The 24,943-nt window shown below is 72.7% G+C and carries 21 protein-coding genes and 1 pseudogene; 8 read left to right on the top strand and 14 right to left on the bottom strand.

All coding sequences use genetic code 11. The features are described 5' to 3' along the window. Window positions 1–444: 444 nt before the first annotated feature. The 5 genes from AB5J87_RS01915 to AB5J87_RS01895 all read right to left on the bottom strand — a co-directional run bounded on the left by AB5J87_RS01915 (window position 445) and on the right by AB5J87_RS01895 (window position 5,053). Complete coding sequence (locus AB5J87_RS01915; RefSeq protein WP_369373169.1) at window positions 445–1,434, bottom strand: phospholipase; 990 nt, start codon at window positions 1,432–1,434, stop codon at window positions 445–447. A 255-nt stretch (window positions 1,435–1,689) separates the two neighbouring features. Then, entirely contained in the window at window positions 1,690–2,103 is a 414-nt protein-coding gene (locus tag AB5J87_RS01910; protein ID WP_369373167.1) for a hypothetical protein, read from the bottom strand. A 222-nt stretch (window positions 2,104–2,325) separates the two neighbouring features. After that, window positions 2,326–3,534 (bottom strand): oxygenase MpaB family protein, encoded by a 1,209-nt coding sequence (locus tag AB5J87_RS01905; RefSeq protein ID WP_369373165.1) that lies wholly within the window; start codon window positions 3,532–3,534, stop codon window positions 2,326–2,328. A 74-nt stretch (window positions 3,535–3,608) separates the two neighbouring features. Then, a complete protein-coding gene (locus tag AB5J87_RS01900) occupies window positions 3,609–4,682 on the bottom strand; it encodes a polyprenyl synthetase family protein (RefSeq protein ID WP_369383328.1) in 1,074 nt (357 codons plus the stop codon). Between the two features lie 14 nt (window positions 4,683–4,696). Next, window positions 4,697–5,053 carry a hypothetical protein gene (locus AB5J87_RS01895; RefSeq protein ID WP_369373163.1) on the bottom strand — a complete coding sequence of 119 codons (357 nt, stop codon included), beginning with the start codon at window positions 5,051–5,053 and terminating at the stop codon, window positions 4,697–4,699. Between the two features lie 229 nt (window positions 5,054–5,282). On the opposite strand from AB5J87_RS01895, the gene AB5J87_RS01890 reads away from it, so the two are divergent. Next, window positions 5,283–6,083, top strand: a complete 801-nt coding sequence (locus AB5J87_RS01890; protein ID WP_369373161.1) for an alpha/beta hydrolase — start codon at window positions 5,283–5,285, stop codon at window positions 6,081–6,083. Between the two features lie 11 nt (window positions 6,084–6,094). On the opposite strand, the gene AB5J87_RS01885 is transcribed toward AB5J87_RS01890, so the two are convergent. Next, complete coding sequence (locus AB5J87_RS01885) at window positions 6,095–7,360, bottom strand: NAD(P)/FAD-dependent oxidoreductase (RefSeq protein WP_369373159.1); 1,266 nt, start codon at window positions 7,358–7,360, stop codon at window positions 6,095–6,097. 211 nt (window positions 7,361–7,571) lie between these two features. On the opposite strand from AB5J87_RS01885, the gene AB5J87_RS01880 reads away from it, so the two are divergent. Both AB5J87_RS01880 and AB5J87_RS01875 read left to right on the top strand, forming a co-directional pair. After that, window positions 7,572–10,340 carry a glycosyl hydrolase family 65 protein gene (locus AB5J87_RS01880; protein ID WP_369373156.1) on the top strand — a complete coding sequence of 923 codons (2,769 nt, stop codon included), beginning with the start codon at window positions 7,572–7,574 and terminating at the stop codon, window positions 10,338–10,340. A gap of 45 nt (window positions 10,341–10,385) precedes the next feature. Next, entirely contained in the window at window positions 10,386–12,041 is a 1,656-nt protein-coding gene (locus AB5J87_RS01875) for a PP2C family protein-serine/threonine phosphatase (RefSeq protein WP_369373154.1), read from the top strand. 47 nt (window positions 12,042–12,088) lie between these two features. Here the strand turns inward: AB5J87_RS01875 and AB5J87_RS01870 are convergent, their stop codons facing one another. After that, the gene (locus tag AB5J87_RS01870) at window positions 12,089–12,589 is read right to left on the bottom strand and encodes a VOC family protein (RefSeq protein WP_369373152.1); all 501 of its coding nucleotides are present in this window, start codon (window positions 12,587–12,589) and stop codon (window positions 12,089–12,091) included. 141 nt (window positions 12,590–12,730) lie between these two features. Here AB5J87_RS01870 and AB5J87_RS01865 point away from each other — a divergent pair, with 141 nt between their 5' ends. Then, a complete protein-coding gene (locus AB5J87_RS01865) occupies window positions 12,731–12,961 on the top strand; it encodes a hypothetical protein (RefSeq protein WP_369373150.1) in 231 nt (76 codons plus the stop codon). Window positions 12,962–12,970: 9 nt separating this feature from the next. On the opposite strand, the gene AB5J87_RS01860 is transcribed toward AB5J87_RS01865, so the two are convergent. Then, window positions 12,971–13,615, bottom strand: a complete 645-nt coding sequence (locus tag AB5J87_RS01860) for a DUF6629 family protein (protein ID WP_369373147.1) — start codon at window positions 13,613–13,615, stop codon at window positions 12,971–12,973. A gap of 233 nt (window positions 13,616–13,848) precedes the next feature. Here AB5J87_RS01860 and AB5J87_RS01855 point away from each other — a divergent pair, with 233 nt between their 5' ends. After that, window positions 13,849–15,261 (top strand): amino acid permease, encoded by a 1,413-nt coding sequence (locus tag AB5J87_RS01855; protein ID WP_369373144.1) that lies wholly within the window; start codon window positions 13,849–13,851, stop codon window positions 15,259–15,261. A gap of 241 nt (window positions 15,262–15,502) precedes the next feature. On the opposite strand, the gene AB5J87_RS01850 is transcribed toward AB5J87_RS01855, so the two are convergent. Further along, window positions 15,503–15,919, bottom strand: a complete 417-nt coding sequence (locus AB5J87_RS01850; protein WP_369373142.1) for a hypothetical protein — start codon at window positions 15,917–15,919, stop codon at window positions 15,503–15,505. A 283-nt stretch (window positions 15,920–16,202) separates the two neighbouring features. Between AB5J87_RS01850 and AB5J87_RS01845 the strand changes: the two genes are divergently transcribed. Further along, a complete protein-coding gene (locus AB5J87_RS01845; RefSeq protein WP_369373140.1) occupies window positions 16,203–16,976 on the top strand; it encodes a polysaccharide deacetylase family protein in 774 nt (257 codons plus the stop codon). Between the two features lie 26 nt (window positions 16,977–17,002). On the opposite strand, the gene AB5J87_RS01840 is transcribed toward AB5J87_RS01845, so the two are convergent. Together AB5J87_RS01840 and AB5J87_RS01835 are read right to left on the bottom strand one after the other, a co-directional pair. Next, window positions 17,003–18,451 carry an amidase gene (locus tag AB5J87_RS01840; protein WP_369373138.1) on the bottom strand — a complete coding sequence of 483 codons (1,449 nt, stop codon included), beginning with the start codon at window positions 18,449–18,451 and terminating at the stop codon, window positions 17,003–17,005. A gap of 157 nt (window positions 18,452–18,608) precedes the next feature. Next, on the bottom strand, window positions 18,609–19,364 hold the full coding sequence (locus AB5J87_RS01835; RefSeq protein ID WP_369373136.1) for a tRNA-dependent cyclodipeptide synthase: 756 nt from the start codon (window positions 19,362–19,364) through the stop codon (window positions 18,609–18,611). Between the two features lie 436 nt (window positions 19,365–19,800). On the opposite strand from AB5J87_RS01835, the gene AB5J87_RS01830 reads away from it, so the two are divergent. Both AB5J87_RS01830 and AB5J87_RS01825 read left to right on the top strand, forming a co-directional pair. Next, window positions 19,801–21,198, top strand: a complete 1,398-nt coding sequence (locus AB5J87_RS01830) for an MFS transporter (RefSeq protein WP_369373133.1) — start codon at window positions 19,801–19,803, stop codon at window positions 21,196–21,198. Next, on the top strand, window positions 21,195–22,415 hold the full coding sequence (locus AB5J87_RS01825) for an FAD-dependent monooxygenase (protein WP_369373131.1): 1,221 nt from the start codon (window positions 21,195–21,197) through the stop codon (window positions 22,413–22,415). The genes AB5J87_RS01830 and AB5J87_RS01825 overlap by 4 nt, the downstream gene beginning before the upstream one ends. A 2-nt stretch (window positions 22,416–22,417) precedes the next feature. On the opposite strand, the gene AB5J87_RS01820 is transcribed toward AB5J87_RS01825, so the two are convergent. The 3 genes and pseudogenes from AB5J87_RS01820 to AB5J87_RS01810 form a co-directional block, all read right to left on the bottom strand. Continuing rightward, complete coding sequence (locus AB5J87_RS01820) at window positions 22,418–23,101, bottom strand: response regulator (protein ID WP_369373129.1); 684 nt, start codon at window positions 23,099–23,101, stop codon at window positions 22,418–22,420. 28 nt (window positions 23,102–23,129) lie between these two features. Next, window positions 23,130–24,464, bottom strand: coding sequence for a sensor histidine kinase (locus AB5J87_RS01815; RefSeq protein WP_369373127.1), 1,335 nt, complete (start codon window positions 24,462–24,464; stop codon window positions 23,130–23,132). A gap of 6 nt (window positions 24,465–24,470) precedes the next feature. Continuing rightward, window positions 24,471–24,878, bottom strand: a pseudogene (locus tag AB5J87_RS01810) (MMPL family transporter); the annotation flags it as partial. Window positions 24,879–24,943: the final 65 nt, after the last annotated feature.

The following is a 24,943-nucleotide window of genomic DNA, read 5'->3' as shown; positions in this document are numbered from 1 at the left end:
GGGGCGGACCGGACGGTCTTCTCGCGGGAGCCATGCTCGTGCCTCTCTCGGCCGGGGTACGGGAGCGGGGGGGGGGGGGGGGGGGGGGGGGGCCGGACGGGAGCGGTGACCGCCGCCGGGGGTGCACCAGGGTAATTGATCAGGGTGCGGTGTGATTGGGGCGGTATGCCTGACGGTGTGACGGGGGCGGTGTGCCGGGGGCTCCCTGGCCGTGCCGGACGGCCGGGCGCCGCGCAACCGTGCCCTGCGCCCGGGTGTGGCGGGAGTACGAGTCCGGGGTGGGGTGAAAGGGGTCCACCAAGACGTACGCCCATCACGCGGCGGCTGCCGTGCGGGTGAGCTGCACGGGCTGATGGCGGTGTCCCCGGCCCGCGGCACTTCTCCGGGCCGGGGCGCACGCCTTCGCGCGTCCCGGCCCGGAGCGTGTGCGTGGGGCGGTGTGCCTCAGTGGAACAGGCGGTCGCCGCTGTCGGCCATGCGGTGGGTGGAGCCGTGACGGTTCACCCAGTCGCGGATGAGGTTGATGCTGTTGGCGCACTGCCAGCTGTCGTCGTACTCGCGGACGCCGGTGAAGGCGCCGTAGCCCGCGATGATGCCGTCCACGCGCGCCTCGCCGAGCAACTTGTCGACGTACCAGGGGTCGTTGTAGGTGGTGGTCCAGGACAGGGTGGCCCCGAGCCGTCCGGCGTCACGGTCCTGTGCGCCCTTCTTGAGCTCGGCGCAGGTGTTGTAGGTGGGTTCCGTGCAGTTGCCGAAGCCCTTGGTGATGTCGCTGTCGCCGTAGTCCATCGCACGGCGCCCGGCGGGCAGGCCGGAACCGGACCGGTTGTACGCGCCCATGACCTGGTCGCGGCTGCCGGTCGTCGTGATGCCCTCCAGCGCGCCGAGCTTGCCCTGGAGGCTCTGCCAGCCCCGGCCGCCGACGTCGGGGGTACTGCCGCCGTGGTACTCGTAGAAGCCGTAGAGCACCTGGATCCCGGCGGCCGTGAGCCGCTGCGCCTTGTCGTGGAGTCCGGCGACGCTGCACGCGCGGTTGGGCGCCTCGCCGCAGTAGTTCGGGTCCTTGACGTCCAGCCAGACCAGCGAGAGGCGGCGGCCCGCCTTGGCGTGGGAGACGATGCGGTCGATCATGCTGTCGAAGCTGGGGCCGAGCCGCTTGTCACCGGCCGACGAGCAGTCGTGGTAGGCACGCCATTCATTCGGGTTCCACCAGGCGCAGACGTCGATCTCGATGCCGTTGGCGCCGTGCTTGAGGGCGGCGTCCACCCCGTCGAGGGTGTCGACCCGGTGGGCGATGGCGTAGATGGCGTGGCGCTGGTCGGCCGCAGCCGCCGGTGAGCTGGAGAGCGTGGTGGCACCGATGATGCCGCACAGCGCCGCGACCAGCGCCAGCAGCGTCCGTGGGCCGGCGCCCTGTCGAAGGTGAGTGGTCAAGAAGAGTTCCCCCTCAGAGAGGCATGTGTGGGTGTGCCGGATCGAAGAGCGGCGGGCGGAGTGCGCGGTCGCGCCGCGTACTCCGCCCGCCCACCGGTTCGGTCAGGACCGGTGTACGCCTTTCCCGGACCCTCAGAGCCTGCGCGAATCCCGCCCCCGACCGCCAGGTCGTGGCGGTACTCAAGGACGCGGGAGCACAGACCGGAGGGTTTTCGGGCAGTCGGCCGTGCCCGCGGGGCCCGTGCCGCCGCGCGTTCAGCGCACGTGCACGGTCCGCACCGCGGAGCTCTGGTGGATCCACTGGCGCTTGGAGGTCGGCGAGGACGCCTCGGTGAGCACCGCGCGGTACTGCCACTGGCCGCGGTGGGACGGGCGGACGGTGAAGTCGAGGCTGCCGCCGCCGTTGTAGCCGCCGCGCGAGCAGCGCACGTTCACCCAGCCGCCGGAGCCCGAGCGCTGCTGGACGCAGAAGCGGTTGTACGTGGAGTTGTCGTCCGAGCCGTGCCCGGCGAGGTGGACGGCGGCACCGAGGCGCGCGGTGCGCGGACCGGCGTCGAAGGAGATGTCGGACTTCGCCGAGGCACCTCCGGCCGCCAGAACGAGGGCCGCCGTGGCCATCGTCCCGGCGACCGCCCCCCGCAGTGCCGTACGGCGATTACGCATGATCATGACTTTCCCTCTTCCTTGGTTGCTGCGACGAACGCCGGACCGGTCGGGAATGGTCAGCTCTCGACCGAACCGGCGGACTTTCGCAAGGGAAGAGACAGGAGACGTGGGGGGCGTTGCCCCGGCAATGTCACCGTTTCGAAACACGGCGTGCACGATGCCGTCGGGTGAAATGCCCTTTCGTGCAACGCAGTTGACCTGGTCGCGGTCCGTCGTCGGTGCGGGTCAGCCCGCCGGGTCCCGTTCTGGGGTCAGCGCGGGAGGTGTCCACCGGTCGAGTCGGGGCTTGGCCGATGCCACGCCGTAGTCGCCCTTGAGCTCCTCCGGGATGGCGTACTGCATGATCCGCCCCCGGGTCAGCGCGCTCAGTTCGAAGACCGAGGTGTAGTGGCCCAGCCGGTCGAGCGCCCACGCCCCGAACGGGGAGCGGTCCTCGATGGTCTCCAGGACGCCCAGGAACGCGGGGGCCGCGCGCACCGCCGTGTCCCAGGCGCGCGAGCGCGGCACGTCGAGCCAGTCGGCGGCGGTGTCACCGATCAGGAAGCGGATCATCGCCGGGACCACCGGGTCGAAGAGCGTGCCCGGCACCACCTCCTCGTACAGGTCGATCAACTGCCCTGTCAGGAGGGCGCCTTCGGGGGAGGGGCCCATGTGGCGGGCCATGTAGAGGTCGGAGAAGGCGCGGGCCTGTTCGAGGTCGGCGGGCATGTGCGCGAGGTCGATGCCGAGCATGGCGCCCACCACCCGCCAGGCGTAGAAGTACGCGTCGGCCCCCTCGTTGGACATGTGGATGCCCAGCCGGTGCAGGGCGTCCAGCACCTGGATGGAGAACATCATCTGGCCGCCGATCATGTCCTCCTGGCAGATCGGGGTGCCCAGCGCGGCCACGTCCCAGCGGTTCTCGCGCTGGAGGTGGTGCCGGATGGCGGCGTGCAGCAGGCGGACCTTCTGGGCGGCCGGGATGAAGCGGCTGCCCGCCTCGAACGCGCCGGGCTGCATCAGATAGACGGTGAACTGCCCGGTCTCCGCCATGCGCCGGGAGGGGTACTGCAGCGAGTGGGTGGCGCTCAGCAGCTTCGCCACGTGCGGCACCACGTAGCAGGCGGGCATCGAGGCGAAGGAGAGCGCGGTGGAGATGTGCACGTTGTTGTCGATGAAGAACAGCCGTGCCCGCTCCATCTCGCCCCAGTCCACCCAGGACGGCGGCATCGCGGTCGCCTCCAGATACTCCCGCGCCACGTCCGGCAGCCCCTCCGGCAGCTCCTGCCCGGCCGTGGCGAACCAGCGCATCAGGGTGTTGAAGCGCCCCATGTCGCCGCGCTCGAACAGCTCCGCGACGGTGGCGTCGGCGAGTTCGTCGCCGACCCGGCGCAGCCCGTCGAGGCGCTCTTCGGTGTAGTGGGGAGCGGGACCGGTGGACTCGGTGGTGCTCATGTGCGGCTTCCCTTCGCGGCGTGGGCACTCCGGGGACGGGGAGGCCCGGGGACCGGGGTCGGTGGAGCGGGACTTCAGGCCGTACGGCTCAGCGAGCGGGCGGCCAGCGTGTGCAGGGCGTCGGCCGCGTCCGGGGCGAGCAACCGGGCGGCCCGGGCCGTCTCGACGGCGCGGGCGGCGCGGGCCGCGCGTTCCACGATCAGTTCCTCGACGCCCTCGCGCGCGCCGGTGGCCTCGGCGAGCTCCCGGTAGCGCAGCAACTCCCCGCCGCCGGGGGAGGGGTGGTCGAGCAGCGCGCGCAGCTCCAGCCGTTCCGCGTCGGTGGCCGCCGCCATGGTGAGGGCCAGCAGGACGGTCGGCTTGGCGCCGGTGAGGTCGTCGAGGTTGGACTTGCCGGTCGCCTCCGGCGAACCGAACACGCCCAGCAGGTCGTCCCGGAGCTGGAACGCTTCGCCCAGGGGGATCCCGTAGGCGCTGTACGCCTCCAGCAGCGCGGGCGGTGCTCCGGCGAGCAGGCCCCCGATGTGCAGCGGGTGCTCCACGGTGTACTTGGCGGTCTTGTACCGGATGACCTTCAAGGAGTCGGCCGGGTCGGGCACGGCGGTGCCGCGCCGGGTGCGCAGCACCTCCAGGCATTCACCGGCCACCAGCTCCCGGGCCAGCGCGGCCCACAGCGGCCGGGCGCGGTTGAGGTAGGCGGCGGGCAGCCCGCAGTCCGTGAACAGCTGGCCGGACCAGGAGATGAGCAGGTCGCCGACGAGCAGGGCCAGGGCGGGCCCGGTGTCGGGCCGGGCGTCGCCCAGTGAACGGTGCGCCGTCGCGCGGCCGTGCCGTACGGCGCTGCGGTCGATCAGGTCGTCGTGCACACAGGCGGCGGCGTGCACCAGCTCCAGGGCGGCGGAGGCGCGCACGATGTCGTCGCCGTCGCCCCGGAAGGCCCCGCGCCAGCCCCAGTAGCAGAACGCGGCCCGCAGGCGCTTCCCGGTGGCCGCGGTGTCCCGCAGCACCTCGGCGACGGGTGCCAGCTCGGGGTCGACCGCCTCCAGCAGGGCGCTCTCCCGGTCCGCGAACTCGGCCAGGACCTCATCGACGCGCCGCCGCAGCGGGACCGGGTCGAAGGCCGGGCCACGAGGCCCGCCCTGCGGCATGGTCGCCGCGGTGCTCACCCGGCACCGGGCCCGGCGGCGTCCGCGTCGGCGGCCCCCGCGTCCCCGCTCGGTGGCCCGGCCTGCCGCGCCCGCTCGGCCCGGCGCCGGGCCCGCTGGGCCAGCTCCTCCAGATGTGCCTCCGGTGCGGCGAAGGGGGGCGGGCGCAGTCCGCTGTTGCGGCCCCGCGAGACCAGGTCGTCGCGGGCGTCGGCGGCCAGGCTCAACAGGTCGGACCGCCCCAGCAACTGGCGGGTCCGCCGCACCGCCACCTCGGCCTGCTCCAGTACGAGGTCCAGGGCGCCCGCCATCAGCAGGACGGCCTCCTCGGCCGGTAAGGGACCCTTCGGACCGCCGGTCGCGTGCTCAGTCATGCATACCCCTCGGCTCCGCTCGATGTCCTGAGCGGACTGCCCATCGGCCGGGCCGGTGATTCCGCCGTTCACCCGACCGGGTGATGGGTGCGAGGAGCGGGTCGGCAGACGGAGGGCTCGTCGGCGGCGTGACCACAGGCGCCCGTAGCGCGCGGCTCCGACCTGCGCAACCGGGACGCGGCTGCGATAGTGAGTGGGGCACCCGGGGGGCCGCAGAGGGGAGAACCTCATGCCGAACACCCGGATACCCGTGGTCCTCGTCCATGGCCTGTGGCTCCACGCCACGAGTTGGCAGCCCTGGGCGGAACGATTCGCCGATGAGGGCTACGAGCCGGTGATGCCGGCCTGGCCCGGTGAGCCCGACACCGTCGAGGAAGCGCGCGCCCACCCGGAGGCGCAGGCGGGCGTGGGCGTGGAGGCGATCTCCGCCGCGTGCGCGGCCGTGATCGGGAAGCTGCCCGAGCCGCCCGTGCTGGTCGGGCACTCGATGGGCGGCTTTGTGGTGCAGCATCTGCTGGGGCAGGGAATCGGCCGGGCCGCCGTGGCCATCTCCCCGGGGCAGATCAAGGGCGTCAAGGCGCTGAGCGCGACCCAGGGCAAGGCGGTCTTCCCGATCCTCCGCAACCGCCGCAACGCGGAACGGGCGGTGTCCCTCACCCCGGAGCAGTTCCGGTTCGGCTTCGCCAACGCGGTGTCCGAGGAGGAGTCCGCGGCGCTCCACGACAAGTGGTCGATGCCCAGCCCGGCCCGTCCCCTGTTCGAGCTGGCGCTCGCCAACCTCCACCGTGACTCGCCCGGGAAGGTGGCCACCGGCAACGAGGAGCGCGGCCCGCTCCTCCTGCTGTCCGGCAAGCTCGACCACACCATCCCGGACGTGCTGACCCGCTCGACGCACAAGCAGTACAGGCGCTCCGCCGCGGTGACCGAGTACCAGCGCTTCGACGACCGGGGCCACTCCCTCATCGTCGACAGCGGCTGGCCGGCCGTGGCCGACACCGCCCTGGCGTGGCTGCGGAGGAACCTGCCGTAGGCGAAGGGGCCCTACGGCCGCGTGGCCGGTGCCGTCAGCCGGTGCCGGACGTTGACGGCCGTCGCCCTGGCCAGGGCCGCCGGGCTGAGGAAGCGCAGCGGGCCGATGAGTCGGGAGGCGAACAGGTGCATGTGCCGAGCCGTGGACGCGTCGCGTGCCGCCGCCGAGAAGACCAGCCGTTCGACGGGGTTGAACGGCCGGGCCTTGGCGTAGTCGGCGGCCAGGTACTGGTGGCCCGCCAGCTCGCGGCGGTGTCTGCGGGCGTATGCCGCCAGTGACTTGTCCAGGTCGCCGCGGCCGGTCGCGGCCGGGGCGACCGCCTGTGCCAGCCAGTGGGCGGACTGCAGGGCCCAGCCGCACCCCACTCCCCACAGGGGGTCCCCGGTCAGGGCGGCGTCGCCGATGAGGGCGAGGCCGGGCGCGGTCGGCCTGCGGCTGTGCAGGGGGTAGTCCACCAGTCCGGTGATCTTCGTGATGCGCTCGGCGGCGTCGAGGGGCGGGGCCTCGGGCAGCGCGCGGACGAACGCGGCGAAGCTGCCCTCCAGGTCTTCGCGGAAGGCCGGCAGCCGCTTCTTGTCGGGGAGGACGGCCAGGACCGTCACCCCGTCGTCGTTGGGGAAGGCGTAGGCCATGTCGGGTTCGAGGAACCAGACGTTGGCGATCCCGCCCCGCAGGGGAAGGCCGCGGTAGTGCGCCAGATAGCCGAACCGCGCGTTCTCGTACCGGCGCACCGGCAGTCCGGCGTACTTCGCGACGGAGGAGTCCTTGCCGTCGGCGCCGACCACCAGACGGGCCCGGATCTCGCGCTCGCCCCGGGGCGTCGACACGCGCACTCCCGTGTACCGCCCGCCCTCCCGGAGCACTCCGGTGACCTGGTGGGCGAGGAGGAGGTCGACGCCGGGGGTGCGGGCCGCATGGGATCTGATCAGCGGGTCGAGGGTGCTGCGCCGCACGTTGTACCCGTAGGGGAGCTCGGGGCCCGCGGGTGCGGCCTTCGGCTCGATCCACCCCCAGCGGGTGTACCAGCGGGCCCTGTTGGGGACGGCTCCGGCCTTCTCCAGCGCGGGTATGAGACCGAGTTCGTCCAGCACCGGGTAGGCGTTGGCGGTGAGGGAGTGGGTGCACAGCACCTTGTACGCGGCCGGGTCCGAGCGGCGCTCCAGCAGCGCGACCCGGGCGCCGCGCCGCGCGAGCAGGATCGCCGCCGCGCAGCCGGCGAGGCTGGCTCCGCCGATGACGACGTCGTACCCGTCATCCGCGCTTTCATCGCTGGTCATGCGCCGATCGCCCCCTTCGGGTGGTGCCGTGCACGGAAGTTGCCGCAGTGCCACTCCTGTCAGGCTCATGATCGGTTGTCAAGACTCCGCACATGGACAACGGTCACATGCATTCGACACTTGATGATTGGCGCGCATCTATTGACGTCAATCGTTCAGGAAATTTATGGTCCCAGGGCCCCTCGCAGGTGAACCAGAGTGACGGAGAACAATGACGTACTCCCTCGGCGTGCGACCGCGTACCGCCCGGCTGGCCGTGGTGCTGCTGGCCGGAGCCCTCGTCACCTCCGCACCGGCGGCGGCCTCGCAGCCCGTGCCGAAGACGGCCGACACCGCCGCGACCTGCCGGGGCGGCGACGACTGGACGCTCACCGCCACCCGGATGGACGCGGCGGACACCCACCACGCCTACGTCGGCAACGGCTATCTGGGACAGCGGGTGCCGCCCAACGGCGCCGGATACGCCGACAGCACCGCCAAGACCGGCTGGCCGCTGTTCACCCCGCGCTACGACGGCTCCTTCGTGTCCGGCCTGTACGCGCACAACCCGTCGACCGCGGGGGACCGGCAGGCCGTCGCGGCGCTGCCCACCTGGACCGGGCTGACCGTCGGCACCGGGGGAGCGGGAGGGGACACCTTCAGCTCTTCGACAGCGCCCGGCCGCATCTCGCACTACCACCAGTCGCTCCTCCAGCGCTGCGGGATCGTGCGCACCTCGCTCACCTGGACGGCCGCCGACGGCCGCCGCACCGACCTGGTCTACGAAGTGCTCGCCGACCGCGTCCACGCGCACATCGGCGCCGTACGGGTCGCGATGACCCCGCACTGGAGCGGCGAAGCGACCGTCACCGACACGCTCGACGGCCGCGGCGCACGCCGCATCCGGCAGACCGGCGGGGGCGACCGCAGCGGCGGACGCCGCGACGGCCGGACCGCACCGACCATGGACGTCTCCTTCCGCACGGACGGCACGGACGTGGACGGCGCCCTCGCCTCCACCCTGCTCCCCGGACGCGCGGCCCACGGCGCCCGCACCCGACGGGCGGACCCGGCAAGGGAGTTGAGCGCACAGCAGGCCGTCACCCTGCCCGTCCGGCGCGGGCAGTCGTACGACGTCACCAAATACGTGGGCATCGACACGGCCCTCACCTCGCGCGCGCCGCGCCGCGACGCCACCGCCGCCTCCCAGCGCGCCGCCGACCTGGGCTGGGACGCCCTGCTGCGCTCCCACACCGCCGCCTGGGCGCGGCTGTGGCGCGCCGACATCGAGGTACCCGGCCGGCGCGACCTGCGGTCATGGGTGCGCTCCGCCCAGTACGGGCTGCTCTCCAACACCCGCGAAGGCGCGGCCAACAGCATCGCTCCGACCGGTCTGACCAGCGACAACTATGCGGGTCTCGTCTTCTGGGACGCCGAGACGTGGATGTACCCCGGCCTGCTCGCCACCCGTCCCGAACTCGCCAGGACCGTCGTCGACTACCGCTACCGCACCCGCGCCGGGGCCCGTGAGAACGCCCGGAAGCTCGGCTACTCAGGGTTGTTCTACCCCTGGAACAGCGGGAGTTCGGGCAACCTGGCGCAGGAGTGCCACAGCGTCGACCCGCCGCACTGCCGCACCCAGATCCACCTCCAGTCCGACATCTCCCTCGCCACCTGGCAGTACTACCTGGCCACGGGGGACACCCACTGGCTGCGCGAGCGCGGCTGGCCGGTGCTGCGCGGCATCGCCGAGTTCTGGGCGGGCCGCGTCACGCCCGACCAGGACGGCGGCTACTCCGTCAAGGACACGGCGGGTCCCGACGAATACAGCAACGGCGTCGACGACGCGGTCTTCACCAACGCCGGTGCCGTCACCGCCCTGCGCCACGCCGCCCGCGCCGCCGAACTCCTCGGCGAGCAGGCGCCGCCCGCCTGGCAGCGGATCGCCGACCGCATCCGCATCCCCTACGACGCGCACAGCAAGGTCTTCCAGCAGTACGACGGCTACCGCGGCAGCACCATCAAGCAGGCCGACACGGTGCTGCTGATGTACCCCCTGGAGTGGAGCATGCCCGAGGGCTCGGCCGCCGCCACCCTCGACTACTACGCCCAGCGCACCGACCCGGACGGCCCGGCCATGACGGACTCGGTCCACGCGATCGACGCCGCGGGCATCGGGGAGCCGGGCTGCTCCACGTACACCTATCTGGAGCGGTCGATCAAGCCGTTCGTCCGCGGCCCCTTCGGCCAGTTCTCGGAGGCGCGCGGCGACAAGGCGGGCGCCGAGGACCCCCTGGCGGGCTCGCCCGCCCATGACTTCCTCACCGGCAAGGGCGGCTTCCTGCAGGTCTTCACCCATGGCCTGACGGGCATGCGGATGCGGGAGGACCGCCTCCACCTCGACCCGATGCTGCCCCCGCAGCTGGCCGGCGGCGTCACCCTGCGCGGTCTGACCTGGCAGGGACGCACCTTCGACGTCGAACTCGGCGCCCACCACACCACCGTGCGCCTCACCGGTGGCGCGCCGATGACCCTCGACACCCCCCAGGGCGAGCGGATCGTCGGCGCGGGCCACCCGGCCGTCCTCAAGACCCGCCGCCCCGACCTCGCCCCCACCACCAACGCGGCCCGCTGCACCACCGCCACGGCCTCGTCCGAGCAGCCCGGCATGTACGCGGGCGCCGCCGTCGACGGCAACCCGGCCACCGCCTGGGTCCCCGACAGCGCTTCCGGCCGGCTGACCGCGGACCTCGCCCGGCCCGTCCGGGTCGGCGCGGTCACCCCCACCTGGAAGGGTGCCGCGCCCGCCGCCTACGCCGTCGACCTCTCCCTCGACGGCCGGCACTGGCGGCGCGCGGTGACGGGCGACCCGCGGCTCGCGCGCTATGTGCGGGTGACCGTCCAGGGCGACGCGGCGGCCGGACAGCACCCGGGCGTGGCCGAGCTGACAGTGGAGCAGCCGGTGTCCGCGGCGGCGTCAACGAGGGCGACGGCCAGATGATCCGTTGTGCGGGGAGCGGGCGCCACGGCGTGCCATGCTCCTAGCATGACTGAGCGCGAGGAGTCGCTGGGGGCGGCATCGGGGAGCGTTGGCTTCGGCGCGGAGGCGGACACCTCCCTCTTCTCCTCCAGTCGTTACGTGTGCGTGCGGGAGCCGGCGGCCAGGGGCGAACAGCCCTCCGCCGGGCGGGCATCGGCCGTGCAGGAGGTGCTGGACGGGATCCCCGGCTCGGCGATCTTCCTGCGGCCCGTCCTCGGGGCGGACGGCGCGGTGGCGGACTTCCGCATTCTGGCCGCCTCGCCCGAGGCGATCGACATCGGGGCCCGCCGGGGCAGGGAACTGGTCGGGCTGAGCGTCCTGGAGACCTATCCGACGGTGGCCGGGACCGAGCTGTGGGAGGGCTACCTCCAGGCGCTGGAGACCGGTGTCCGCTACGAGGGGCGGCCCTTCGAGTACGAGGAGGTCCTCGCCGGCCTGCCGCGCCTGTCCCGCTTCGCCGTACGGGCCGCCGCCTGCCAGGACGGCCTGATCGTCTCCTGGGTCCGGCTGGACAGCGGCGAGCGGGAGCGGCGCAGGCTCACGGTGATGCAGCGGCTGGGCGGAATGGGCTGGGCCGACTGGGACCTCACGCGTGACGTCATCACGTGGTCGGAGGAGACCTACGCCATTTTCGGCAGGGACCCTTCCCTCGGGCCGATGACGCTGGAGGAGCTGCCCGCCCATGTCCTGGTCGAGGACCTGCCGGAGCTGGGCCGGGCCGTGCGGCGCCTGCTGGCGGACGGCCGCTCCATCGACCACACCTTCCGGATCGCCCTCCCCCAGGGGGGAGTCGGGCATGTGCGGATCGTCGCGGAGAGCGTGGTGGACGCCCAGGGCACACCGGTGGAGGTGCACGGCTTCTTCCAGGACGTGAGCGCCGCGAAGCGGGCCGCGGAGCGGCTGCTGGAGCACGAGGAGGCGGCGCTGGCCCAGCGCGGCGTACTGGCCGCCGAGCGCGAGCTGGCCGCCCGCCTCCAGCACGCCCTGCTGCCCCTGCCCCAGCAGTCGCTGCGCCTGGCCGGGCTCACGGTGGACGTCGCCTACCAGCCCCTGGTGGAGGGGCTGAACGTGGGAGGCGACTGGTACAGCGCCATCGAACTGCCCGACGGCAGCGCCCTGCTGGTGGTCGGCGATGTGGCGGGCCATGGGCTGGACGCGGTGGCGACCATGGCCCAACTGCGCTTCGCGGCCAAAGGAATGGCGGTGAACGGCACACCCCTGGACACGATCCTCACCCGGCTCAACACCCTGCTGCTGCACACCTCCGAGCGGAACTTCCGCACCGCGACCATGATCATGGCCCGGTACGAGCCCGCCACGTCCGTGCTGACCTGGGTGCAGGCCGGGCACCTGCCGCCCCTGCTCGTGCGCCGGGGCAGACCCCGCTACCTGCCGGCCCCGCAGGGCGTCCTCCTCGGCGCGACCACGGACGTCCGCTACGAGGCGTCGACCCTCCACCTGCTCCCGGGCGACCAGTTGCTGCTCTACACCGACGGCCTGGTCGAGAATCCGGGCGAGGACCTCGACGACGGCCTGGCCCGGCTGGCGCACGCCACCGCGGCACACGTCGGCGGCACGCGCGTCCTGGACGGCATCCTGGACGCCCTCGTCACGCCCGCCACCCGCCACGACGACATCTGCGCGCTGCACGTGTGCCTGTGAGTGGTGGCCGGGGATCCGAGGGCCGCCGGGTTCGCGGCCGGGGTGTGTCAGGTGGCGGAACCGGCGGCGGCGCCCGTCTTGAGGTCGGGCCCCCAGCGCTTGAGGGACTCTTCGAGGTCGAGGGCGCCGGGGCGGGCGTTCTCGTCCGCCGTCGGCCAGTCCTCGCGCGGCACCCGCCACATGATCTCGAACTCGTTGCCGTCGGGGTCCTTGGCGTAGAGGGACTTGGAGACCTGGTGGTTGGTGGAGCCGACCAGGGCGCCGCGCTGGTTGATCTTCTCGGCGATCTCGACCAGTTCGCCGAGTGTCCCCACCTCCCAGGCCAGGTGGTAGAGGCCGACGCGGCCCTGCTCGGGCCCGGGCGCGTCCGGCCCGACGGAGAAGAGCCCGAGGTCGTGGTCGTTGAGGGTGCCCTCGGCGCTGAGGAACGCGGCCCGGCCGGGGATGTCGACGTCGAGCCGGAAGCCGAAGACGTCGGTGTAGAACTCGACGGCTCGTGCGACGTCGCGTACGTAGAGCACCGCGTGGTTGAGGCGGCGGACAGGCATGGGATCTCCCTGGGGCGGTGGGGCGCGAAGTGGTGACCTCGGTGGCGACGATAAAACAATGTGAGAGTTCAAGTAAATACCCTCACGTGCGGCAACGGCCGGTGACGGAGTGTGCCGCCCCTTGAGGGCTACAGTGACAAGATGTTCTCCTCTCGCAAAGTACGGAAAGAGGACGTCTGGGACGGCGTCGTCACGGACAAGACGCGCCGCGCCACCGACGGCTCGAACCTCTACCACTACGTCGAAATCCGCCTCCAGGACGGCACCTCCAAGAAGGTCCGCGTCGAGAAGGCGCTGTGGGAGTCGCTGACGCCGGGCGACCGCCTCGTCAAGGAGGCGGGCGCCGAGGAGCCGGCCCGGACGGCGCCGTAGTCCTCCCGTTCAGCGGGGATGTCCGGCGGCGTCCGTTCCGGCCGGGCCCGGTCGTCTGATCCAGAGCGTCAGGAGCACCGACGACAGGGCCGCGAAGGCGCACCACGTCGAGATGTACTCCCGGCGCCACAGGGTGAACGAGACCGCCGCTCCGACGCCCACCAGGACGCCGAACAGGACGAGACCGCGGTCGCCCGCGAGGAGCAGGGAACCGATGGTGGCCAGCAGATAGCCGGCGACGATCAGCTCGGAGTGCGGCAGGCCGAGGGAGTACCCGACGGTGTGCCCGCGGATCTCGGCCGTGACGGTACGGGTCGCCAGCGTGTGAGCGAGCGCCGCCGAGGTCGCGGCTCCCGCGGCCAGGGGTACGAGCAGGCGGCGGCGCGCGCCCGCCGGTGCGGCGCACAGGACGGCGACCGGCACCCACAGCGCCAGCAGCGGCAGGGCGATGACGGCCCAGGCGACGGTGGCGGGCCCGGTACCCCCGTTCCGGTGCCAGACCTCGGCCTCGATGATCTGGTGACCGCCCAGCAGCACGGGCAGCGCGGCCAGCGGCAGGGTCCGGGGGCGGCGGACCGCCGAGGCGACCGCGACCGCTCCCACGGCCGTGATGCCCGCGCCCGCGACCAGGTCGGCTGTCGCGCTCCAGCACATGGCGCCAACCCTACGGCCCCGCGCGCCCCACGCACCCCGGGCGGATGCCGAGTGGTGGGGCGCGCCGGTCACTTCTCCCTCCGCTGCCGGGGTGGTGGTGGCCGGGCCGCGTACGGATGCGGTCACCGTCGGTGATCAAGACTTCCGAATAACGGACAGAGCGGACGGAAGATCGCGAGATCGTCTCACAATCAGGGGTACTTCGATCTCAGCAATTGGACAGGCCCCACCCTATGAGCCGGACACTGACCTCCCCTTCCCCGCAGCGGGAGCAGCAGCAGGACGAGCACCCGCAGGGCACACCGCTCTCCAACGGGCTCAAGCAGCGACACCTCTCGATGATCGCTCTCGGTGGTGTCATCGGGGCCGGGCTCTTCGTCGGCTCGGGCGCGGGCATCGCCGCCGCGGGGCCGTCGATCGTGCTGGCGTACGCGCTCTCCGGCGTCCTGGTGATGTTCGTGATGCGGATGCTCGGCGAGATGTCCGCCGCGGACCCGGCCTCCGGGTCGTTCTCCGTGCACGCCGAGCGCGCGATCGGGCCCTGGGCCGGGTTCACCGCCGGCTGGATGTTCTGGACCCTGCTCGTCGTCGGAGTGGGCATCGAGGCGATCGGCGCCGCCCACATCATGCAGGGCTGGTTCCCCGGGACCCCGTCGTGGCTCTGGGTGCTGGCGTTCATGGCGCTGTTCTGCGGCGCCAACCTGGCCGCCGTATCGAACTTCGGCGAGTTCGAGTTCTGGTTCGCCGCCCTCAAGATCGGTGCCATCGCGCTCTTCCTCGCGCTGTGCGCACTCGCGGTACTGGGCGTGCTGCCCGGCACCGATTCCCCCGGCTCGGCACACCTCGTGCACGACGGCGGATTCCTGCCCACCGGAGTCAGCGGACTGCTCGTCGGACTGCTCGCCTCGGTCGTCGCCTACGGCGGTCTGGAGACGGTGACCATCGCGGCGGCCGAGTCGGACGACCCGGTGCGCGGCGTGGCACGGGCGGTGAAGACCACGATGTGGCGGATCGGCATCGTCTACGTCGGCTCGATGCTGGCGATCGTCACCCTGATCCCGTGGAACGACCCGGCCGTCACCGAAGTCGGCCCGTACGCCGCCGTCCTGGACCGGCTCGGCGTCCCCGGCGGCGCGCGGATCATGGAGGCCGTCATCCTCGTCGCGCTGCTGTCCGCGATGAACGCCAACATCTACGGATCCTCGCGCATGGCCTACTCGCTGGTCGCGCGCGGCCAGGGCCCCGCCTTCCTCGGCAGGATCTCCGGCCGGGTCCCGCGCCGAGCGGTGCTCGCCTCCTGCGCCTTCGGCTTCTTCGCCGTGCTCCTGTCGTACTGGTGGCCCACCACCGTCTTCGCCTGGCTGCTCAACATGGTCGGTGGAGTCGTGCTGATCGTGTGGGGCTTCATCGCGGTGTCCCAGCTGGTGCTGCGCCGCCGCCTGGAGCGCGAGGCGCCCGAGAAGCTCACCGTCCGGATGTGGCTCTTCCCGTATCTGACCTGGGTGGCGCTCGCGGGTGTGGTGGGCGTGCTGGTCCTGATGGCCGTCGACTCCGGGACGCGGGTCCAGGTCTACTTCACCGGCGGCCTGGCCCTCGCCCTCGCCGCGATCGGCTACACGCGCCAGCGCCTGGCCGCGGGCCGCTGAACCACGGGACCGGCCGGGGCAGGAGCACAGGAGCAGGGGGCGGGGCCGACGACGGTCCCGCCCCCTGCTCCTTCGGCGCCCGGTTCCCCGTCGTCCTTGAGGGGATCGACGGAGCGGGCGAGCGCCGGCACGCCCACGCTCTTACGGGGCTTCGCTCTTTCGAGGGATGACGCAAGGCCGTCCGCGGAGCGGCGGGCGGAAATACGCGCCGCAGCCGGAGGGAGGGCTCGGTGAGGAACCGTCAGTGAGCCACCGGGAGCGGTGCGGGCGTCCCGCGGTCGGCCGGAGACGTCGCCTCGGCGGCCTCGCGCACCCCGCCCGCGACCACCGCGCAGGTAAAGGCGATCGCGAGTGCCTTCCAGCTCCAGGAGGCGAACACGATCACCGGGAGGACGAAAAGCGCATGGACGGCGGAGAGGGCGAACGCTCCGCGTGCCCAGCCTCCGCCGACGGACGCGCGACGGGCAACCGTCCAGTGGCGCCACCACAGTCCGGCGGCCGTCGCCGCGAGCCCGGCCATCACGGCGGCGCCGAGCCGGGCCAGTTCGGCATCGGTCACCCCGCCGGGCTCGGGCGGAGTCGAGCCGTTCGTGTGCACGCTCAGCGCGATCGCGGTCCAGCCGATGGCCGCCGCGCCGAGCAGGGCGGCCAGGCCCACGGCGCGCCGCCGGGGCCAATGCGTTGGAGAGGGAGGAGAGTTCGAATCCATGGCTGATTCTAGCCATCGCTGCCGTGGCCACGCCCCGGCCCCGTCCGCGGCGCCCGGCGGCGGACCGGCCGGCGTGCTTCTGGCGGCCGTCCGCCGTGAGTTGTCGCTGATCCTTCGCGGTATTGTCCGTGATCGGTAACAGAGGCAGCCCTCGGCATGTGTCCGTCGTCCTGGCAGGTGGTCGCAAGGGCGACCACCGATCGGCGAAGGACTTGCGGGAGAGGGGCGGGGCATGGCGCGGCACGTTGGCGGGCGGGTCTGGTACGGCAAGGTGGTCGGGGCGGCGCTGGGGGTGGTGGTGCTGGCCACCGGTGCCTCGGTGTGGACCGCGCAGGCCGGTGCCGCAGGAGAATCCCCCGCCAAGGCAGCCGCGCCCAAGGCGCCGGACAGCGACGTCAAGCGGGTCGCCACGAGCATCGCCCACTCCTCGGAGGCGGGGGCGAGCGGTGTGAACATCACGATCGACGACGGCCCCGACCCCAGGTGGACGCCGCAAATACTGGACCTGCTGCGGGAGTACGGGGTGAAGGCCACCTTCTGCATGGTGGGCACCCAGGCGCAGGCCCACCCCGACCTCGTCAAGAAGGTGGTCGCGGACGGACACCGGCTCTGCGACCACACCGTCTCGCACGACACCGCCATGGACAAGAAGTCCCAGGCGTACCAGTCGCGGCAGATCCTCGACGCCGAACGCATGATCACCGAAGCGTCCGGCGGCGTCCGGCCCCTGTACTACCGCGCCCCCGGCGGCGCGTTCACCCCGTACAGCCGTGAACTCGCCGCCTCCCGGGGCATGCGCCCGCTGGGCTGGAACGTCGACAGCAAGGACTTCGAGCGCCCGGGCACGAACGCCATCGTCAACACCGTCGAGCGGGAACTGCCCAACGGGCCCACCCTGCTCTTCCACGACGCGGGCGGCGACCGCACCCAGACGATCCAGGCCCTGCGCCGCATCCTCCCCAAGCTCAAGGAGCAGGGCCACGCCTTCGGTTTCCCCGTGCACTGAACTTCCCCGTGCGCCGGGGTCCTTCGCTAGCCCGGCATCCGGAAGCCGCCGATGCTCTCCTCAAGGAGTTCGGCCAGCCTCAGCGGGGTGCGGTCCTCGAACATCGGGCCGATCAGCTGGACCCCGACCGGCAGCCCCTCGGGGGAGGGACCGGTCGGCACGGCGGTGGAGGGCAGCCCCGGCATGGTCGCCACCCCGGCCCAGACGAGCTGGTCGTAGTACGGGTACGGGACGCCGTCGATGTCGAGGTGGCGCCCCATCGCGTCGGTGTGGTCGTGCGGGAACGCGGGCGTCGGCGTGATCGGGCACACCACGGCGTCGAACTCGGTGAACAGCCGCCGCCAGGCTTGGCGGTGGAGCTCGCGGCGGTCGTTGGCCTCGATCCAGTCGCGGTGGCTGAACGCCATCGCGCGCAGCCGTGTCGAGGCCAGGCTGTGGTCGTCGGCGTCCAGGCCCGCGGCCAGGGTCCGCATCTGCTCGTACACCTCGACGGGAAGACGGGCGGCGGCGCCGGAGAACAGCAGCCGCGTGTAGACCAGCGCGCCCTCGGTGAGGTCCGGCAGCAGCGGGCTGTGCCGCGCGACGTGGGCCCCGGCGGCGGCCAGCGCGTCGGCCACCCGGCCCACGCCCGCCCGCACGGCGGATCCGGTCGGGATGAGCGGATGCTCGTCGAGAACCAGGACCCGGAAGTCTCCGAGACGTTCGTGCCGCGCGGGCGGCAGCCTCGTCTCGTACGCGATGCCCTGCGTCAGCGGGTCCGGCCCGGCCATCACGTCGAGCAGGAGCGTGAGGTCGCGGGCGGTGCGCGCCATCGGCCCGACGACCGCGAGATCGAGATCGGTCGGCAGCGCCGGGGCGGACGGCGTGACCATGCCCCGGGGCGCCGCCAGCCCGAGCGTCGGCTTGTGCGCGTAGACACCGCAGAAATGTGCGGGGGTGCGCAGGGAGCCCGCGATGTCGGAGCCGATCGACAGCGAGCCGAACCCGGCCGCCAGGGCCGCCGCCGACCCGCCGGACGACCCGCCCGACGTACGGGTGTGATCCCAGGGGTTGTTGGTGGTGCCGTAGATCTCGTTGAAGCTCTGCACGTCCTGCAGTCCCACCGGCACATTGGTCTTGCCGAGCACCACCGCGCCCGCGGCCCTGAGCCGTGCCACCTGTACCGCGTCCTCGGCCGGCACGTGGTCCCGGTGCTCGGTGATGCCCCAGGTCGTCGGCAGTCCGGCGATGTCGTAGGACTCCTTGACCGTCACCGGAACGCCGAGCAGCGGACGGTCCTCCCCGCGGGCGCGGGCCGCGTCGGCCTCGCGGGCCGAGGCCCGCGCGCGGTCGAAGTCCGGCACGCAGATCGCGTTGATCGCCTTGTCGAGCCGTTCGATACGGGCGATCGCCTCTTCCGTCAGTTCCACCGAGGTCACCTCACCGGCGCGCAGGGCAGCGGTGACTTCTTCGGCCGTCGCGAAATTCCAGTCCATGGAACGACCGTAACGGCCGTCCGGGAAGGGCATGAAATACGTTTTCGCGCAACGGATCGGGGCCTCGGGGAAGCGGTGGACGCGGGATCCGAGCCACCCCTGGGCAGGGCGGTGCGCGGGGAGGCGCGACCCTGTCGGGTGGTGGGCCCGTCGCTGTCTACCGGCCCTGGACGCGGAGGGCGACGAGGATCAAGTCGCGCAGCTCGTCCGGGGCGTGGGGGTGCCGGCCCGCGGCGATCTCGGCGAGGGTGCTGAAGTGCCCGGGGTACACCATGACGGGCAGGTCGCGGCGGGCGAGGCAGCAGAACACGGCGAACTCTTCGAGGAAGTAGGCGCTGGACACGTCGATGCGCCGCTGGCGTTCGGCCCCGTCGACCGTGGGGGAGCGCTTGGCGTGGTAGGCCCGCCCGAAGGCTTCCACCGAGGCGCGGAAGTCGTCGTCCTTGGTGAACAGGGTGCGCAGGGCGTAGTGGAACTCCCCGTACTCCTCGGTCGCCTGGATCTTTGAGCAGGTGACGAAGGTGAAGTCGGTCGTGCCCCGGTAGGTGTCCAGGACGGGCTGCTGGGTCCGCGTGAACTGGCGGCCCAGATCGAGGGCGTGGGCCAGCGCGCTGTCCGGGTCCATGCCGCGGGTGGAGGCCAGGGTGAGGCGGTGGATGCTGTCGCCGACCAGCACGGTGCAGCGCGAGAAGCGGCGTGAGACCCAGGTGAGCATGCTGGTGAACTTCGCCGGTGTGAAGCTGCTGTTGTCGAGGCTGACGCCGAGGAAGCACGCCTCGTGGTCCACGAAGGTGTCGTGGTGGGCGGCGGGGGAGACCGACTGGAGCGCGGTGCGGTACTGGGTCCGGCGTCTCTTCTCCACGGGGGTGGTGGGGTGGGAGGGGGTGCGGGAGTCGGTGGGGTTGTTGTCCATGGTTGATGGCCCTTCCGCCTGAAGGTGTGGCTGGATCGCACTGGTTGATCTGTCTGATGACGACTGATCAAGAAGCGTTGCCCCGCTCTCCGGATCACGCCCGAAGGGGCAGAGGCGGGGGCAGCCGGTCCCTGACTCCGTCGACCTCGGGTCCCGCCCGCAGGGGCGCGTGACCCGACGCACGCGGGCACATGTGGTGCCCAGGCACCAGGAGGGGTGTGCCGCTGGTCCGCACGCACCAGCACGGGTCGGGGGCGGGAGACGATGTCCGGCACGGCGCCGGGAGCGAGGGTGGAAGGCGCGCGCATCACACGCGTTCCCCTTGCCCAGCGGTGTTTGGAGTGATTGAAAAGTGGTGACATCACCTCACGGTGGGTCCGAGACGGCCCAGTCCACGGCAGACCGGCAGCACGGCGTGGAAGGTCCATCGACCGGCGTGCGACGTCAGCCGACCGGCGTGGCCCCGGGCCGCCACTCAAGGCTCGCGGTCGGCGCCCTCGGTGTGCTGGCGCTCGCTCTCGGCGCCCTGCAGTCCGTGGTGGAACCCGCACTCCCGCTGCTGCAGGGCGAGTTGGGCGTCAGCTCCTCCCAGGGCGCCCTGGTGGGCAACACGTTGCTCGTCACCGGCGCGGTCGTCGCACCCGTGGCGGGCAAGCTCGGCGACCGCTACGGCGGGAGGCGCGTACTGGTCCGGCTGATGGCCTTGGTCGCGGCGGGTGGAGTGCTGGCCGCGACGGCACCCAACCTGCCGGTGCTGCTGATCGGCCAGGTCCTGCAAGGCGTCATGGTGGGCGCCCTGCCCCTCTCCTTCATCCTGGTGCGCACCCACCTTCCGCCCAGGAAGTCGCCCGTGGCGATCGGCCTGGTGATGGCGCTCTTCACGGGGGGCGGCATGGTGGGGACACTGATCGCCGGTCCGCTCGCCGAACGGCTCTCCTGGCACTGGATGTTCGCCTCGCCCACGATCGCGATCGTCGCGACGACACTGGTCGTGGTCCGGACCATGCCGCCCGACCCACCGGCCCCGGCGGACACCGCCATCGACTGGGCCGGAGCGGTCCTGCTCAGCGGCACCCTGCTCGTGTTCATGCTCGGGCTCGTCACGGTGAGCGGCCCCGGCCTGTCGCCCCTCGCGTGCGGTGTCCTCACCCTGGTCGTGGGAGCCCTTGCCGCCGGGTGGGTCGCCGTGGAGCGCCGTGCGGCGGCGCCGATGGTCGATCTGCGCATGCTGGCAACGCCCGCGATGGCGAGGGCCTGTGTGCTGACCTTCGTCCTCACCGTCAGCTCCGGAATGCTGCTCTTCCTGCTTCCGCAGCTGTTCGCCCTGCCCGCCGACGGGTACGGCTTCGGGGCGAGCACCACCGGCATCGGGCTGTTCCTGCTGCCCGGCGCCCTGGCCGGGGCGGTGAGCGATTCCCTCGGCGGGATCGCGGCGCGGCGGTTCGGCCCGCGTGGAGTGGTCCTCGCGGGCTCGGCCGTCACGGCGGCCACGATGCTCGCCCTGGCCCAACTGCACTCCGCTGCTTGGCACTTGGTCCTCGCCAAGGCGCTGACCGCGTGCGCCACGGGCGTCGCCACGACGGCGCTGCTCGCCGCAGCCGCGACCGCCGTCGCTGCCAAGGACACCGGCATCGCCACCAGCCTGCTCGTGGTGACGCGAGTGGTCGGCGTCGCCCTGGGTGCCCAGGTCGGCGGTGCGGTCCTCGACGCCGGGGCCGGTCCGGCGGGCCGGCCGATGGAGTCGGCCTTCGTCACGGGATTCGCCGTCGCGGGCCTGGTGGCCGCGCTGGCCATGCCCGTCGTCCGCGTCACGAAGAGGGGAATCGAGAAATGACGTTCACCGTTGCGTCGGCAGACGCGCGTACGGCCGGCAGGCGCAGCGTACTGATCTGCGGCGCCGGCATCGCCGGACCCGCCCTCGCCCACTGGCTGCACCGGGCCGGGTTCGCGGTCACCGTGGTGGAGGAGGCGGGCACACCGCGCGCCGGTGGCTATCCGATCGACATCCGCGGCACCGCGACCGAGGTGGTCCGGCGGATGGGGATACTTCCCCGACTGCGCGCGGCGCACATCGACTCGCGGCGCTGCACCTTCCTCGACGCCAATGGTCGTGAAGTGGCCGCGCTCCGCCCGCACAAGGTCGTCGGCGGCGTCGAGGGAGCGGACCTGGAGGTGCGCCGCGGTGACTTGGCCACCGTCCTGCACGCGCTGGTGCGCGACGACGTGGAGTTCCTCTTCGACGACTCACTCCACACCCTCGACCAGTCGGCCCACGGGGTCGACGTCACCTTCCGCAGTGGGCACCGGCGTACGTTCGACCTGGTGGTCGGCGCCGACGGGATGCATTCGGCCACACGGGAGCGTGTGTTCGGCCCCGAGGAGCACTTCCAGCGCCACCTCGGTTACTGCTTCGCGGTGTTCACCATGCCGAACACCCTCGGGCTCTCCCACGAAGTCGTGCTGTGGAACACCCCGGGCAGGGCCGCGGCCCTCTACGCCGTCGGTGACGACCACCGGCTCCACGCCTTCCTCACCTTCCACCGGCCGCACCCACCGCTCGGCGCCCTCCGTGACCCCGGCGCCCAACGGGAGCTGCTCGCCGCCGCCTTCGCGGACGCGCGGTGGGAGGTGCCCGCCATGGTCGCCGCCCTGCGCGACGCGGACGACCTGTTCTGCGACACGGCCGGTCAGATCCGTATGCCCCACTGGTCCGCGGGCCGTGTCGCGCTGGTCGGCGACGCCGCGTACGCGCCCTCGTTCCTCACCGGACAGGGGTCGAGCCTCGCGCTGGCCGGTGCGTACATGCTCGCCCACGCCCTGGCCGCCCACCGGGACCACACCGAGGCGTTCGCCGCCTACGAACGCGGGGTACGCGGGTTCGTCACCCTGAACCAGGCCCTGGTCGACCACGGCGCGGCCACGCTCTTCCCCACCACGGCACGCGCCTTGGAGCAGCGTGACACCCGGCTGCGCGCACTCGTCACCCTGCCCGACACACCGCCGCGACGGGCCCACTCGGCCCTGGCGCTGCCCGAGTTCGCCCGGGAGTGAGGTTACGTGGAGGGGCCGTCGGGGGTGGCCTGCGCCAGGCCCGTGCGGTACGCGATGACGACGAGCTGGGCCCGGTCGCGGGCCTCCAGCTTCGTCATGGCGCGCTGCACGTGGGCGCGGACGGTGAACGGGCTGAGGAACATCCGCTCGGCGATCTCCTGGTTGGACAGACCGGTCGCGACCAGGCCCACCATCTCGCGTTCGCGCGGGGTGAGCACGGCGAGCCGTTCGGGGCGGTGCGCCGGGGTGTCGTCCGGCGTGGCCAGGAACCGGGCCACCAGCGAGCGGGTCGCGGCCGGGGACAGCAGGGTCTCGCCGCCGGCGATGGTACGGACGGCGTCCAGCAGCTCCTCGGCGCCGATGCCCTTGCCGATGAAACCACCGGCCCCCGCCCGCAGCGCCCGGGCCACGTACTCGTCGGTCTCGTACGTGGTGAGGATCAGGATGCGGCTGTCCCGCAGCTCCGGGTCCGCGCAGATCCGCGAGGTGGCGGTGAGACCGTCGACCTCGGGCATGCGGATGTCCATGAGCACCACGTCCGGGCGCAGCTCGCGGGTGAGCCGCACCGCCTCCCTGCCGTCCCCGGCCTCGCCGACCACGGTGATGTCGTCGGCGGAGTCGAGGAGCAGCCGGAAGGCGCCGCGCAGCAGTGCTTGATCGTCGGCGAGCAGCACCCGGAGGGTCATGACGCCTCCCCGGCGTCTCGGTGCTGCTTCATGGTGTGTCCCCGGCCTCTCCGTCGCCCGCCCGTCCGTTGTCCGACTGTCGCTCGCCCGGTCCCGTGTTGCCCGGTTGCCCGCCGCCCGGCACTCCGTCAGGCCCGGGGCCCTCGCCGGTCGCCGGTGTCGCGTCCCTGGCGCGCGGCAGGGGGAGTCGGGCGGAGACGAGGAAGCCGCCCTCCGGACGTCTGCCCGCGGTGAGGTGGCCTCCGATCGCGACGGCGCGTTCGCGCATCCCGATCAGCCCGTACCCGGGGGTGCTCGGTCCCGGGGCCGCGCCCGGAGCCGCATGGGCGCCCCCTCCGTCGTCGGCGACGGTGACGGTGACGCGGTCGCGGTGCCAGACGAGGCGCACCCGGGCGCTGGTGGTACCGGCGTGCTTGGTCACGTTGGTCAGGGCCTCCTGGACGATCCGGTAGGCGGTGAGGTCCACGCCCGGCGGCAGCGGTGTGGCCGCGCCCTCCTCGTGCACCGACACCTCCAGGCCCGCGCGGCCGAAGGAGTCGAGGAGCGCGGGGAGCCGGGCGAGCCCGGGCGCCGGTTCGGCGGGGGCGGGGGCGTCTCCCGACTGGCGCAACAGGCCGACCGTGGCCCGTAGTTCGTCGAGTGCGTGCCCGGTGGTCTCGACGAGCTCGCGCAGGCTCTTCCGGGTCTGCTCGGGGCGGGCGTCGAAGAGGTGGGCGGCCACCGTGGCCTGGGCGTTGGCCAGGGTGATCTGGTGGGCCACCAGGTCGTGCAGCTCCCGCGCGATGCGCACCCGTTCCGCGTCCACCCTCCGGCGCGCCTCGCTCTCCCGGCTCTGTTCGGCGCGCAGGGCCCGCTCCTCCACCGCCGCCAGATAGGCCCGCCGGTTGTGTGCCGAGTGGCCGAGCACGCCCGCGACCAGGGGGAACGCGGCCACCGCCGCGATCCTGCTCGCGTCCTGCCACGACAGCGCCCCCAGCAGGGGGGCGGAGGCGACCAGAAGCGCGGCGGAGGTGAGTGCCACCGCGCCGGCCGCGTGCCGCTCGGTGCGGGCCGTGAGCGAGTGCGCGGTGAGGACGGCGGGGACCACGACGAGGGGGCTGAGCAGCAGCCCCGCGAGCGGCGCTGCCATCCCGCTCGCGGTGGTGACCGCCATGGCGGCCAGCGGCGCCCGGTGCCGCGCGGGCAGCACGGCACAGGACACCAGGGCGAGGAGATAGGCGGCGGCGGGCGGCGCGGCCAGGGTGTCGCCGCCGTCCCGGAGCGTGCCGCCGAGGAGGCAGAGCGCGAAGGCCGCCGCCGTGAGCGCGGCCTCCCGCCACCATCCGCCGGGTATCCGGGGTCCGGCCCCGCCCGAGTGCGCCATGGCCGCTCAGTACCGGGAGCGGCCGACGGGCTGTCGTGTAGCCGCCGCGTCCGGCCCGGTCGTCAAGGCCGGTGCGGAGCCGGTGAGTTGTTCGCCCTCGATGTCCACGTTCGGCAGCACGCGGTCCAGGATACGGGGGAGCCGCCAGGCGCGGTGGCCGAGCAGGGCCAGGACCGCGGGCGCGACGGCCAGGCGGACCATGAACGCGTCGAAGGCGACCGCGGCGGCCAGACCGACGCCCATCGTCTGGACGGTCGGGTTGTTCATGCCGACGAATCCGGCGAACACGCTGATCATGGTGGCCGCCGTGGCGGCCACCACCCGTCCGCTGTGCCGGAACCCGGCGACGATCGCCTCGTCGGGGGACGCGCCGTGGGCGTACGCCTCCCGCATCCGGGTGAGCGGGAAGACCTCTCCGGTAGAGAAACTTCGCCACTTGTCGATCACTCCAGACATCGCCGGCAAGGGAAGGCGCGTGT

Origin of the sequence: Streptomyces sp. cg36 (assembly GCF_041080675.1) — a bacterium.
Taxonomy (GTDB): domain Bacteria; phylum Actinomycetota; class Actinomycetes; order Streptomycetales; family Streptomycetaceae; genus Streptomyces.
The sequence above is the reverse complement of the archived record's forward strand: the minus strand, read 5'-3'. Positions and strand labels throughout refer to the sequence as shown.

What these genes read in the sequence shown, in the direction of transcription:
- AB5J87_RS01905 (WP_369373165.1), bottom strand. Translation starts at nt 3,534, where the DNA reads ATGAGCACCACCGAGTCCACCGGTCCCGCTCCCCACTACACCGAAGAG.
- AB5J87_RS01865 (WP_369373150.1), top strand. Translation starts at nt 12,731, where the DNA reads ATGTTCTCCTCTCGCAAAGTACGGAAAGAGGACGTCTGGGACGGCGTC.
- AB5J87_RS01815 (WP_369373127.1), bottom strand. Translation starts at nt 24,464, where the DNA reads ATGGCGCACTCGGGCGGGGCCGGACCCCGGATACCCGGCGGATGGTGG.
- AB5J87_RS01900 (WP_369383328.1), bottom strand. Translation starts at nt 4,682, where the DNA reads ATGCCGCAGGGCGGGCCTCGTGGCCCGGCCTTCGACCCGGTCCCGCTG.
- AB5J87_RS01910 (WP_369373167.1), bottom strand. Translation starts at nt 2,103, where the DNA reads ATGATCATGCGTAATCGCCGTACGGCACTGCGGGGGGCGGTCGCCGGG.
- AB5J87_RS01825 (WP_369373131.1), top strand. Translation starts at nt 21,195, where the DNA reads ATGACGTTCACCGTTGCGTCGGCAGACGCGCGTACGGCCGGCAGGCGC.
- AB5J87_RS01840 (WP_369373138.1), bottom strand. Translation starts at nt 18,451, where the DNA reads ATGGACTGGAATTTCGCGACGGCCGAAGAAGTCACCGCTGCCCTGCGC.
- AB5J87_RS01860 (WP_369373147.1), bottom strand. Translation starts at nt 13,615, where the DNA reads ATGTGCTGGAGCGCGACAGCCGACCTGGTCGCGGGCGCGGGCATCACG.
- AB5J87_RS01895 (WP_369373163.1), bottom strand. Translation starts at nt 5,053, where the DNA reads ATGACTGAGCACGCGACCGGCGGTCCGAAGGGTCCCTTACCGGCCGAG.
- AB5J87_RS01870 (WP_369373152.1), bottom strand. Translation starts at nt 12,589, where the DNA reads ATGCCTGTCCGCCGCCTCAACCACGCGGTGCTCTACGTACGCGACGTC.
- AB5J87_RS01835 (WP_369373136.1), bottom strand. Translation starts at nt 19,364, where the DNA reads ATGGACAACAACCCCACCGACTCCCGCACCCCCTCCCACCCCACCACC.
- AB5J87_RS01890 (WP_369373161.1), top strand. Translation starts at nt 5,283, where the DNA reads ATGCCGAACACCCGGATACCCGTGGTCCTCGTCCATGGCCTGTGGCTC.
- AB5J87_RS01820 (WP_369373129.1), bottom strand. Translation starts at nt 23,101, where the DNA reads ATGACCCTCCGGGTGCTGCTCGCCGACGATCAAGCACTGCTGCGCGGC.
- AB5J87_RS01875 (WP_369373154.1), top strand. Translation starts at nt 10,386, where the DNA reads ATGACTGAGCGCGAGGAGTCGCTGGGGGCGGCATCGGGGAGCGTTGGC.
- AB5J87_RS01885 (WP_369373159.1), bottom strand. Translation starts at nt 7,360, where the DNA reads ATGACCAGCGATGAAAGCGCGGATGACGGGTACGACGTCGTCATCGGC.
- AB5J87_RS01880 (WP_369373156.1), top strand. Translation starts at nt 7,572, where the DNA reads ATGACGTACTCCCTCGGCGTGCGACCGCGTACCGCCCGGCTGGCCGTG.
- AB5J87_RS01845 (WP_369373140.1), top strand. Translation starts at nt 16,203, where the DNA reads ATGGCGCGGCACGTTGGCGGGCGGGTCTGGTACGGCAAGGTGGTCGGG.
- AB5J87_RS01855 (WP_369373144.1), top strand. Translation starts at nt 13,849, where the DNA reads ATGAGCCGGACACTGACCTCCCCTTCCCCGCAGCGGGAGCAGCAGCAG.